Origin of the sequence: Tenacibaculum bernardetii (genome assembly GCF_029125915.1) — a bacterium.
In the GTDB taxonomy this organism is placed as follows: Bacteria; Bacteroidota; Bacteroidia; order Flavobacteriales; family Flavobacteriaceae; genus Polaribacter; species Polaribacter bernardetii.
Map to the genome: position 1 here is coordinate 50,768 of NZ_JAQJCU010000012.1, position 12,086 is coordinate 62,853.

Annotated in this window: 9 protein-coding genes; 1 reads left to right on the forward strand and 8 read right to left on the reverse strand. The window is 32.4% G+C overall.

Annotation, left to right across the window (positions count from 1 at the left end; translation table 11 throughout):
- Nucleotides 1-124 precede the first annotated feature (124 nt).
- From obgE to secDF, 3 genes are all read right to left on the reverse strand, one after another.
- On the reverse strand, nucleotides 125-1,114 hold the full coding sequence (gene obgE / locus P2G10_RS10515) for a GTPase ObgE (RefSeq protein ID WP_275316523.1): 990 nt from the start codon (nucleotides 1,112-1,114) through the stop codon (nucleotides 125-127).
- A gap of 125 nt (nucleotides 1,115-1,239) precedes the next feature.
- On the reverse strand, nucleotides 1,240-2,358 hold the full coding sequence (locus P2G10_RS10520; protein ID WP_218772264.1) for an adenylate kinase: 1,119 nt from the start codon (nucleotides 2,356-2,358) through the stop codon (nucleotides 1,240-1,242).
- An 87-nt stretch (nucleotides 2,359-2,445) separates the two neighbouring features.
- Nucleotides 2,446-5,424, reverse strand: a complete 2,979-nt coding sequence (secDF, locus tag P2G10_RS10525) for a protein translocase subunit SecDF (protein WP_275316525.1) — start codon at nucleotides 5,422-5,424, stop codon at nucleotides 2,446-2,448.
- Nucleotides 5,425-5,630: 206 nt separating this feature from the next.
- On the opposite strand from secDF, the gene P2G10_RS10530 reads away from it, so the two are divergent.
- Nucleotides 5,631-7,307 carry a formate--tetrahydrofolate ligase gene (locus P2G10_RS10530; RefSeq protein WP_275316526.1) on the forward strand — a complete coding sequence of 559 codons (1,677 nt, stop codon included), beginning with the start codon at nucleotides 5,631-5,633 and terminating at the stop codon, nucleotides 7,305-7,307.
- Nucleotides 7,308-7,381: 74 nt separating this feature from the next.
- Here the strand turns inward: P2G10_RS10530 and P2G10_RS10535 are convergent, their stop codons facing one another.
- From P2G10_RS10535 to thrS, 5 genes are all read right to left on the reverse strand, one after another.
- Nucleotides 7,382-7,981, reverse strand: coding sequence for a hypothetical protein (locus P2G10_RS10535; RefSeq protein ID WP_218772268.1), 600 nt, complete (start codon nucleotides 7,979-7,981; stop codon nucleotides 7,382-7,384).
- A gap of 93 nt (nucleotides 7,982-8,074) precedes the next feature.
- Nucleotides 8,075-8,419, reverse strand: coding sequence for a 50S ribosomal protein L20 (gene rplT / locus P2G10_RS10540; RefSeq protein WP_218772269.1), 345 nt, complete (start codon nucleotides 8,417-8,419; stop codon nucleotides 8,075-8,077).
- Between the two features lie 105 nt (nucleotides 8,420-8,524).
- Nucleotides 8,525-8,722, reverse strand: coding sequence for a 50S ribosomal protein L35 (gene rpmI, locus P2G10_RS10545; protein WP_028887164.1), 198 nt, complete (start codon nucleotides 8,720-8,722; stop codon nucleotides 8,525-8,527).
- A gap of 48 nt (nucleotides 8,723-8,770) precedes the next feature.
- Nucleotides 8,771-9,289, reverse strand: coding sequence for a translation initiation factor IF-3 (gene infC / locus P2G10_RS10550; RefSeq protein WP_255555931.1), 519 nt, complete (start codon nucleotides 9,287-9,289; stop codon nucleotides 8,771-8,773).
- Nucleotides 9,290-9,361: 72 nt separating this feature from the next.
- The gene (gene thrS / locus P2G10_RS10555) at nucleotides 9,362-11,308 is read right to left on the reverse strand and encodes a threonine--tRNA ligase (RefSeq protein WP_275316527.1); all 1,947 of its coding nucleotides are present in this window, start codon (nucleotides 11,306-11,308) and stop codon (nucleotides 9,362-9,364) included.
- Between the last annotated feature and the right edge of the window lie 778 nt (nucleotides 11,309-12,086).

The window sequence follows — 12,086 nt, forward strand, 5'->3', positions numbered from 1 at the left end:
TATTAGCTTGTGAAAAATCATTTAGGACATGGATAGTATAATTATCGAAAACCAGCCTAAAGCCAAAACAAAAAAGCAACCTCATTTGAGGTTGCTTTTTTTAAAATTTATTATTGAAAGAATATTAATTTAATATATCCCACAATTTATCCTTCAGTTCTTGTAGTCCTAATTGTGCTACAGACGAAATAAACAAAGCATCAATACCTTCTGGTAAATCTTGTTTAATTTCTTCTTTTAATTCGTCATCTAACATATCTGATTTAGAAATAGCTAACAAACGATCTTTGTCTAACAATTCAGGATTGTGTTTACGTAATTCGTTTAAAAGAATTTCATATTCCTTTTTGATGTCATTGCTATCCGCAGGAATTAAGAAAAGCAAGGTTGAGTTACGCTCAATATGACGTAAAAAATAATGCCCTAAACCTTTTCCTTCAGCCGCTCCTTCTATAATTCCAGGAATATCTGCTACCACAAAACTTTTATGATTACGGTGTTCTACAATACCTAAATTTGGTTTAAGGGTTGTAAAAGCATAATCTGCAATTTTTGGCTTTGCTGCTGTAATTACTGATAATAAAGTAGATTTACCTGCATTAGGAAAACCAACTAAACCAACATCAGCTAATAATTTAAGTTCTATTCGAAACCATCCATCTACACCATCAATACCAGGTTGTGCATAACGCGGAGCTTGGTTTGTAGATGATTTAAAGTGCCAGTTTCCACGACCACCTTTACCACCTTCTAATAAGGTAATATCTTGATCATGGTGCGTAACTTCGTATAAAATTTCGTCAGTATCGGCATCGCGAATAATAGTTCCTAATGGTACAGGAACAATAATGTCTTTTGCATCATGCCCAGTACTTCGACTCGCACTACCATCACCACCCGGTTCTGCTCTAAAATGACGTTTAAATTTTAAGTGAAAAAGTGTCCACATACTTTTATCGCCACGTAAAATAATGTGACCTCCACGACCACCGTCACCTCCATCAGGTCCACCTTTAGTAATAAATTTCTCACGATGTAAGTGTACTGATCCTCGACCTCCTTTACCAGAAGATGCGTAGATTTTTATATAGTCAACAAAATTTCCTTCAGTCATTGTTTCTAAGTTGTTTTCTGTTTTTATTTAAACAGAACTAAGTTAATTGACGTCTATCCTATAAATGTTAATTTTGAAGCAATCTATTTAAAGATTCCTTCATTTCATTCGGAATGACGTGAGTCTTATAATGTATCAAACACGGTTGATAAACGTTGTGTAATCTCCTCAATAGAACCTACACCGTTTACCCCGTAATAATTACCTTGTTCTTGGTAATAGTCTTTTAAAATAGCTGTTTTTGTATTGTATTCGTTAAAACGATTTCTAATTTTACTTTCATCAGTATCATCAGTTCTACCACTTGTTTTACCTCTTTCTAATAAGCGATCAACTAATAAATCTTCAGAAACTTCTAAAGCAACCATACCGTTAATTCTTTCGTTCTTTTCACCTAAAAAAGTGTCTAAAGCCTCTGCTTGTGATTCTGTTCTAGGAAAACCATCAAAGATAAATCCGTTAGCATCTGCATTTCTTTCTACTTCCGCTTTTAACATATTAATGGTTACTTCATCCGGAACTAAATTTCCGTCATCCATATACGTTTTAGCAAGTAAGCCTAGTTCCGTTTTATTTTTGATATTGAAACGGAAAACATCACCAGTAGAAATATGAACTAAATTATATTTTTCTTTTAATAAATCGGCTTGTGTTCCTTTTCCGGCACCTGGAGGGCCAAATAATACGATGTTTTTCATTTTAGGTTGTGTTGTTAATTGGTAAATAGCAGGCAAGTTTCTACCATAGCCTTTGTAATCTAATCCGTAACCTACAATAAATTTATCTTCAATACTCTTTCCGATATAATTTATAGGCAACTCTTTTCGATATACATCTGGCTTGTAAAAAAGTGTTACTATTTTTAATTCTTTTATGTTTTTTGTTTTGAAGATTTCGTAAATCTCCTGTAATGTTGCGCCAGTATCAATAATATCTTCTAATATAATAACCGTACGGTTCGTTATATCTTCATTAATACCGATTAGTTTTTTTACATCATCTGTTGATGTTGTTCCTGCATAAGAAGCTAATTTTACAAAACTAATTTCACAATCGCCTTTGTATGCACGTAAAAAATCGGCAGTAAAAACAAAGCATCCGTTTAAAATACCAATAAATAGTGGCACTTCATCTTCAGGTAAATCTGCCCTTACTTGTTGTGCTAATTTTTTAGCAATCGTTGAGATTTCATTTGAAGAAATGAATTCTTTAAAGTATAAATCGTGGAGTTTTGTAATTTTCATCAGACTGCAAAGATAGTTGCTTGATTGTAAATGAAAAAACCGTTTTGAATAATATTCAAAACGGTTTTTGTAATCTATATAAGAATGTTACTCTTTGTCTTCTTTTTTAGAAGCATCAAACATAATTGGTGTTGCTACGAATAATGATGAATACGTACCTACAACTACACCTACTATTAATGCGAACATAAATCCTTTAATAGAATCTCCTCCGAAGAAAAAGATAGCTAACATTACTAATAATGTAGTTAAAGAGGTATTTATTGTTCTTCCTAAAGTGCTACTTAATGCTTTGTCTACTAAACCAGCAGTAAATGTTTTGCTTTCGCCTGCATATTCTCTAATTCTATCGAAAATTACCACGGTATCATTTAATGAGTATCCAACAACTGTTAAGATAGCTGCGATAAAAGATTGTCCGATTTCCATATCAAAAGGCATGAATTTGTAACAGATAGAAAATACTCCTAATACCACTAATACATCGTGAAATACTGCTGCTACTGCACCAATAGAGTAAGACATTTTTCTAAAACGTAATAAGATATATAAGAATACTACAAGTAATGAACCGATTACCGCCCATAATGCAGATTTTTTAATATCATCAGCAATGGTTGGCTCTACTTTCATGTAGCTCATAATTCCGCTACCAGCTTTTTCGAATCCAGGTTTAAAGTCTTCGTAAGAAGTTGTACCTAAATAAGATTTTAATCCGCTGTATAAAGCATTCTGAACTTGTTCATCAACCTCAGTACCTTCTTCATCAATTTTAAAAGCTGTAGTTATTTTTAATTGATTATCTGAACCGTAAGTTTTAACCTCAGGAGCAGCTTCAAAAGCACCTTGTAAAGAAGCAGCAACTTCAGTAGCGTTCATTGGCTGATCGAAACGAACAACATAAGAACGACCTCCTTTAAAATCTACTCCTTGTTTTAATCCTAAAGTAAAAATAGAAACTAAACCAGCAAGAATAAAGAATCCAGAAATGATGTAAGCTAACTTACGTTTCTTTAAGAATTCGATATTGATATTGTTAAACCAGTTTTTAGAAATATTTGTATTAAAAGTTAAGTTAGCTTTTTTATTTACTGATCCGTCTATTAATAAACGAGTAATAAAAATTGCAGTAAATAATGAAGTTGCAATACCTAACATTAAAGTATAAGCAAAACCTTTAATTGGTCCTGTACCAAATATAAATAAGATAAGACCTGTTAAGAAAGTGGTAATGTTTGCATCGATAATTGCAGATAAAGCTCCTTTAAAACTAAATCCTTCACTAACTGCTGTATCTAAACTTTTACCACCTCTTAAGGCTTCTTTAATTCTTTCGAAAATAATTACGTTTGCATCTACCGACATACCTATGGTTAATATAATACCAGCAATACCAGGTAATGTTAATACCGCGTTAAACGATACCAACCATCCGAAGATAAATAAGATGTTTACTAATAAAGCAATGTTTGCATATAAACCAGCTTTACCATAATATAAAATCATCCATATTAAGATTAATAAGATTGCTAATCCGAATGACCAGATACTTGCATCAATAGATTCTTGACCTAATGATGGACCAACAACTTCCATTTGAATAATTCTTGCAGGAGCAGGTAATTTACCAGCTTTTAATACTGTAGAAATATCTTGTGCTTCTGTAACACTCATTGTCCCTCCAGAAATCTGAGTACTTCCTCCAGTAATTGCGCCGTTTACAACAGGTGCAGTATAAACGTAATCATCTAAAACAACAGCAACAAATTTACCAACGTTTTCGCTAGTCATTTTTGCCCATTTTTTAGTTCCTGTACCATTCATTAACATAGAAACAACTGGCTTACTTAGCTCATCATAATCTTGTTTTGCGTCAGCTATTACATCTCCATCAATTGCAGGTTTGTCGTTTCTGTTAGATTTTATGGCATATAAACCTATAATTTCTGCAGAACCATCAGTACTAGGTTGTGCTTTGTAGTCCCATAAGAATTTAACGTACTTTAAATTAGTAGGTAATAAAGCTCTTACGCTTTTATCTGCTAATAAGCTGTTAACTTTAGCAGTGTCTTGTACTCTAGCTTGTGCAACTAAAGAGCTCATTTGTTGTTGGTTTTGAGCTACATTAGGAAACAAGTAAGTAAATAAGTTTTTTTGATTGTCAACTTTAGTTGAATCAGCAGATGCACCTAATAAATCATCGATGTCATCAGTTTTTGTAGAATCTTTAACTTTTTCAGTAGTTGAATCATCTTTTAAGATTTCAGCAACCTTTGCATTTGCAGCAAAGAAAAAGTTTTGAACTTCAGCATTGGTATATACTTCCCAAAACTGTAATTCAGCAGTACTTGTAATTAATTTAGTAACACGTTCTATATCTTTAGCTCCTGCTAATTCAATTTGAATTCTACCAGAGTTACCAATACGTTGTATGTTTGGTTGTGTTACCCCAAATTTATCAATACGACTACGTAGTACTTCAAAAGAAGTATTGATAGATGTATTAATTTCTTCTTGAAGAACAACTTTTACTTCAGCATTCGTTTTATTAAAGTCGATTTTTTCACGTAAAGACTTTGTTCCGAATATTGCAGGGTCACTTAATTTAACGGTTCCGTTACTTAATGTTTCGAATTCGCTAAAAAATAAATCTAAGTAATTATCTTGACTTGCTTTTTGAGCTTCGTTAGCTTTCTCTAAAGCTTCTCTAAAAACGCTGTTATTAGAGTTGTTTGCTAAAGCAACTAAAATATCTTTTACAGATACTTGTAAAATAGCATTTATACCTCCTTTTAAGTCTAAACCAAGGTTCATTTCACGCTCCTTAATGTCGTTATAAGAGTACTCAGCAACGCCTAAATTTACTATTTTATCGTTAGCAACACTGTCAAGATATTTTCTCTCAAATCTAGCTAACTCTCTACCGTTGTTATCTTTAACGTTTTCCTTTGCATATACTTTAGCGCTATCTTCTACTTTATTAGCAAAAAATGTAAACGACAGTTGGTACAAGCTTACTAATCCGAAAAGGACAGCAAATAATTTAATAAGACCTTTGTTCTGCATCTATAATAGTTTAATTCGAGTTCTTTTTTAAAACGTGCAAATATAGTATTTCAAAAAAGATTTGCCAATTCTTTTATCATATTTATCTGAATCCACTAAGTTTAGTTATATAAAGCTAATAAATGTCAGTTTTTGTAGGGATTATATTATGTACATTTACTTTCTCGTTTTATAATAATCAATAACTAAAAATAAAAAAATAAGCTATGGCACATTTAAGCGATATAGAGATAGCGCAAGCAAAAGATTTACAACATATTAAGTATATAGCCAATAAGCTAAAAGTAGAAGAAGATGATTTAGAAATGTATGGTAAATATAAAGCTAAATTGCCTTTGCATTTAATTGATGAAGATAGAATAAAAGAGAATAATTTAGTTTTAGTAACTGCCTTAACGCCTACACCTGCAGGAGAAGGTAAAACCACAGTTTCTATCGGGTTAACCGAAGGATTGAATAAGATAGGTAAACAAGCTACTGTAGTTTTAAGAGAGCCTTCGTTAGGGCCGGTATTCGGAATTAAAGGTGGTGCTGCCGGAGGTGGTTATTCACAAGTAGTGCCAATGGAAGATATCAATTTGCATTTTACGGGTGATTTTAACGCCATTGAAAAAGCAAATAATTTATTATCGGCTTTGATAGATAATAATTTACAAAGCCAAACGAATAATTTAAATATAGATCCGCGTACTATTTTATGGAAACGTGTTATTGATATGAATGATCGTGCATTGCGTCAAATTACGATTGGTTTAGGCGGAACAGCAAACGGTATTCCTCGTGAAGATGGTTTTAATATTACGCCAGCATCCGAAGTAATGGCAATACTTTGTATGGCGATGAATTTTGATGATTTAAAAAAGCGATTAGGTAATATATTTATCGGATTTACTTTTGATAAAAAGCCTGTTTTTGCTGCTGATTTAAATGCACAAGACGCCATGGCTATTTTACTAAAAGATGCTATTAAACCAAACCTAGTACAAACGCTAGAAGAGAACCCTGCAATTATTCATGGAGGGCCTTTTGCAAACATAGCACAAGGAACAAATACAATTATTGCTACTAAAATGGGATTGTCATTGTCTAATTATGTGGTTACCGAAGCGGGTTTTGGAGCCGATTTAGGAGCAGAGAAGTTTTTAAATATTAAATCTGCATACGCAGGATTAAATCCGAAGTGTGTTGTGTTGGTTGCAACTATTAGAGCATTGCGCCATCATGGTGGAGCTAAGAAAGAAGAATATAATACTTTTAACTTGGAGAAAGTTAAAGACGGGTTTAAAAATCTTGAAAAACATATAGAAAATATTCGCAAGTTCAATATCGAGCCAGTAGTTGCAATCAATTCATTTATTTCTGACTCTGATGAAGAGGTTAGTTTTGTAATTGCTGCTTGTAAAATACTAGGTGTTGAAGCTGTAGTTTCAGAAGGTTGGGAAAAAGGAGGAGAAGGAACTAAAAACTTAGCAAAAGCAGTGGTTAATGTGGTTGAAAATAGAGCAACACAATTTAAACCTTTATATGATTGGAAAGGTCCTGTAAAAGATAAAATAGAAAAGATTTCAAAAGAAATTTATGGTGCCGATGGTGTTACTTATGATAAAAAAGCAGAATTAAATTTAAGAAGAATTGATAGATTAGGGTTTAATGATTTTGCGGTTTGTATGGCAAAAACCCAAAAATCTTTTTCTGATGATGATAAGTTGATAGGAAGACCAAAGGGTTTTACCATTAATGTTCGTGAAATAGAGATTGCAGCAGGGGCACAATTTGTAATTCCTATTTTAGGTAAAATGATGCGTATGCCTGGTTTACCGGTAACACCAGCTTCCGAGAATATGAGTATCGATAGTAATGGTGTAATTTCAGGGTTGTCATAAATAAGCGTCAATTAAAAACAACAAACCCCGAGTTATTTAACTCGGGGTTTGTTGTTTTATATCGGGTTAAAAAATTAATTCACACCACGTTGTTTGTTAATTTCATCTTGTAACTGACGTCTTAATTTTTGTTCTTTACTAATAGAGCTTCTTTTGTACTGTTCAAATTCATGCTCAACATCAACTAATAAATCTTTTGTTTCTTTTGTAATAGAGTAGCTTCCGTTAAACTTAAAAATAAAAAAAGCCAATCCAATAAGTAAACCACCAATAATACTCCAAAGAATAGTATTATAGGTTGCTTTGTTTAAAGGTATTCCTAAAAAAGAAATAGCATCTTCTTTTTCAAGAGATACAGATAAATTACCTTTTAATGTTGTGATTTCTTCTTTTAAAGAATTAGAGTTTTTTAATTGTTCGTTTATTTTAAGCTGCTTTGTAATTACATCTTTCTTTATAGCAGAAACACTATCAAGTATGTTTTTTTGAAAACTCATAAATTGAGTTCTTTTAATCATTTTGTACTCTTGCCAATTGTTAGATAATCTGTAAATTTTTGTAAACTGATTTTCTATAGTATTAGGCAAAGAATCTACTTGACTTTTAGATAAACGACCTTGTGCCGCAATGTTTTGTGTTATGATAATTAAAAATAGAATTCTTAAAGTTTTCATAGATGAGAATTTTATGTACATATTGAATATAATAGGTTTAAAAAAACCCAAACGTTTAAGTTTGGGTTTTTAGTATAAGCAAGTATATGAAACTTATTTTACTTTTTCTACAATGGCCTTAAAAGCTTCTGGGTTGTTCATAGCTAAATCGGCTAAAACCTTACGGTTTAATTCGATACTATTAGCTTTAACTTTTCCCATAAACTGAGAGTAAGACATTCCATACTGACGGGCTCCTGCGTTAATACGTTGAATCCATAATGAACGGAAGTTTCTCTTATTGTTTTTACGGTCACGATAAGCATATGTCATCGCTTTTTCTACCGCATTCTTTGCTACTGTGTAAACGTTTTTACGTCTTCCAAAGTAACCTTTTGCTGCCTTCAAGATTTTTTTTCTTCTTTTTCTTGAGGCTACTGAATTTACTGATCTTGGCATAATTCAAATGGTTTTTTGTAGTAGGCGATCGAATATCGATACTTAATTGGGCCTAACTCCATGGTTAATAATTAAATTCCCTGGCTAACAGACTAGTTTAAAATATTATTTTAAAACTAATTGTTGCTTAATGTTTGCTACATCAGACTTGTGTACTAATGTTGCGTGTCTTAAAGCAAGCTTACGTTTTTTAGACTTCTTTGTTAAGATATGACTTTTAAACGCGTGCTTTCTTTTGATCTTTCCAGAACCAGTTATCTTGAAACGTTTCTTGGCACTAGACTTTGTTTTAATTTTAGGCATCTTTGTTTTTTAGTTTATCTTGCTTATATATTATGAACGATTTTTAGTTTACTTACTCTTTTTAGGAGCTATAAACATAATCATACGTTTTCCTTCTAACTTAGGCATTTGCTCTACCTTACCGTAATCTTCTAATTCTTGAGCTAATTTTAATAATAAAATTTGCCCTTGTTCTTTAAAAACAATCGAACGTCCTTTGAAGAAAACAAATGCTTTCAACTTTGCACCGTCTTGTAAAAACTTAATTGCATGTTTCTTTTTAAACTCATAATCATGCTCATCAGTTTGAGGTCCGAAACGAATCTCTTTTACAATAACTTTAGTTGCTTTTGATTTTAAAGCTTTATCACGTTTTTTCTGTTCGTATAAAAACTTTTTATAATCAATAACTTTACAAACAGGAGGTACGGCTTTAGGTGAAATTTCAACTAAATCTAACTCTTGCTCACGTGCTATTTCTTTGGCTTTTTCCAAAGCATAAACACCAACTTCGATGTTTTCGCCAACAAGACGAACTTCCTCAACATATTTAATTTTATCATTAATTCTATGTTGATCTTCTTTGATTACTCTGAGCGGTCTACGTCCGCCTCTTCTTCTAATTGCTATGACCTATATATTTAAATTATTATTTATTTTTTAGTTTCCAAAAGGAACCAATACTTCACTAACTTCTTTTTGTATTAGAGATATAAATTCTTCTATTGTAAATGTTCCTATATCTCCTTCTCCGTGTTTTCTTACAGATACCGTGCCATCTTGTTCTTCCTTTTCACCAACAATTACCATAAACGGAATTTTGCTTACTTCAGCGTCACGAATCTTTCTTCCAGTTTTCTCACTTCGGTTATCTACCAGGGCGCGAATTTCGGAATTTTCTAACAAAGTTAAAACTTTTTTAGTATATTTTTGATATTTCTCACTGATTGGCAGTATAATAACCTGCTCTGGCGTTAACCAAAGAGGAAAATTACCCCCTGTATGCTCTAATAACACAGCAATAAATCGTTCCATCGAGCCAAAAGGTGCGCGGTGAATCATCACCGGACGATGTAATTCGTTGTCACTTCCTTTGTAGTTTAAGTCAAAACGTTCTGGTAAATTATAATCAACCTGAATAGTTCCAAGTTGCCAACTTCTACCTAAAGCATCTTTTACCATAAAGTCTAATTTCGGACCGTAAAAGGCAGCTTCACCTTCTTCAATAACAAAATCTAAACCTTTATCTGTTGCTGCATTTATAATTGCTTGTTCAGCTAGTTCCCATGTTTTAACATCACCTATATATTTATCAGGATTCGACATGTCTCTTATAGAAACCTGCGCGGTAAAGTCCTCAAAACCTAAAGATTTAAATACATAAAGTACTAAATCAATTACATCTTTAAATTCTTGATCTAATTGATCTGGTGTACAAAAAATATGAGCATCATCCTGTGTAAAACCTCTTACACGGGTTAATCCATGTAATTCTCCACTTTGTTCGTACCTGTAAACAGTTCCGAATTCAGCAAAACGTTTTGGTAAATCTTTATAAGAATGAGGTTTAAAGTTGTAAACTTCACAGTGATGTGGGCAATTCATAGGCTTTAATAAAAACTCTTCATCCATTTTAGGAGTTTTTATGGGTTGAAAACTATCTTCACCATATTTAGCATAATGACCAGAAGTAACATATAGCTCCTTTTGTCCGATATGCGGAGTCATTACCATTTCGTAACCAGCTTTCTTTTGAGCCTTCTTTAAAAACTCTTCTAAGCGATTTCGTAAAGCAGCTCCTTTAGGTAACCATAAAGGTAAACCAGCTCCTACTTTCTGAGAGAACGTAAATAACTCTAATTCTTTACCTAGTTTTCTATGATCACGTTTTTTAGCCTCTTCCAATAACTCTAAATACTCCGTAAGCATTTTTTGTTTCGGAAAAGAGATCCCATATATACGAGTTAATTGCTTGTTTTTTTCATCACCTCTCCAATAAGCACCAGCAACACTCATCACTTTAATGGCTTTTAGTATTCCTGTGTTAGGAACATGTCCACCTCTACATAAATCAGTGAAATCACTATGGTCACAAAAAGTAATGTCACCGTCAGTTAAATTTTCAATTAATTCAACTTTATATTCATTTCCTTCTTCTTTATAGTAGGCTAGGGCATCTGCTTTAGAAATAGAACGTAATTTAAACTCATGCTTTCCTCTAGCAAATTCTAAAAACTTTTTTTCAATAGCAGAGAAATCCTTATCAGAAATAGTTCCCTCTCCTAAATCAACGTCATAATAAAAACCATTATCAATTGCTGGTCCTATTGTTAATTTAGCATTTGGGTGAAACTCTAGGATAGCCTGAGCTAACACGTGCGCAGAAGAATGCCAAAAAGCCTTCTTACCACCTTCGTCATTAAAGGTATATAGTATTAAAGAACCATCTGTCGTAAGCGGAGTGGAGGTTTCGATAGTGGTACCATTAAAATTTGCAGAAATAACATTTCTAGCAAACCCTTCACTTATACTTTTAGCAACATCCATTGATGTGCTGTTTGTTTCAAATTCTTTGACGCTTCCGTCAGGTAAAGTAATTTTAATCATTATATATAGGTTATGTTTAATTCCCTTACAAGTGAGAATTTTCAAAAGACAAAGATATTGCAAAACCATTTTTAATACAATATATATGAGTGCTATTTTTAGGGCGTGTCAATTTCTATAAAATTGTCGGGCTTTCACTACTCGCTTTTTTACCAAAAAAGGTAAAAAGAGCTCAAACACGTCGTTCAATCCCTCACGCGAAGCACAATCTAATAGCAAAAAAATAAAAGATAAGATTAATATTAGAGTTAAGTAACTAGAAAACAGTGGTAAAAATAATACTTTAAAAAAAGGTACATAAGGGTAGTTGTTATGTAAGAAAAGGAATCTATATTTGCACCCGCTAAGGGAAAAACGAGTACTACAGAGCATGAGTGAGATGCTTTAAAAGGTCATAAAAAATACTGGTTAAGATAGTTTTAATAAAGTGTAAAAAATAAGTTAAATATTACTTGTTTAGTACAGATTAAAGAGAGTATCTTTGCAGTCCGATTTAAGGTAAGTAGTTCATTAAAATGTTGTAAAAATAAACTTAAAAAAAGCTTCAAAAAGTTTTGTCAGTTTTAGAAAAGTTTATAGATTTGCAACCGCTTTAAGAAAGCGAAACGATCAGAGAAATTTTGGAATGATTTGGTAATAAAAATCAGTTAGTTCGAATCTAGCGTTTCTACAAAATTAGGATTTATAACGAGTGTTTTACAGCATGAGTGCGATACCCTAAAAGTTCATTGAAAATATTGAAATTGACAGCGTAAACAAAGAGTAGAATAACCACGTT

Excerpts from the sequence above, each read along its gene's own strand:
- thrS (WP_275316527.1), bottom strand. The coding sequence starts at position 11,308 with ATGATTAAAATTACTTTACCTGACGGAAGCGTCAAAGAATTTGAAACA.
- secDF (WP_275316525.1), bottom strand. The coding sequence starts at position 5,424 with ATGCAGAACAAAGGTCTTATTAAATTATTTGCTGTCCTTTTCGGATTA.
- rplT (WP_218772269.1), bottom strand. The coding sequence starts at position 8,419 with ATGCCAAGATCAGTAAATTCAGTAGCCTCAAGAAAAAGAAGAAAAAAA.
- P2G10_RS10535 (WP_218772268.1), bottom strand. The coding sequence starts at position 7,981 with ATGAAAACTTTAAGAATTCTATTTTTAATTATCATAACACAAAACATT.
- P2G10_RS10530 (WP_275316526.1), top strand. The coding sequence starts at position 5,631 with ATGGCACATTTAAGCGATATAGAGATAGCGCAAGCAAAAGATTTACAA.
- rpmI (WP_028887164.1), bottom strand. The coding sequence starts at position 8,722 with ATGCCTAAAATTAAAACAAAGTCTAGTGCCAAGAAACGTTTCAAGATA.
- P2G10_RS10520 (WP_218772264.1), bottom strand. The coding sequence starts at position 2,358 with ATGAAAATTACAAAACTCCACGATTTATACTTTAAAGAATTCATTTCT.
- obgE (WP_275316523.1), bottom strand. The coding sequence starts at position 1,114 with ATGACTGAAGGAAATTTTGTTGACTATATAAAAATCTACGCATCTTCT.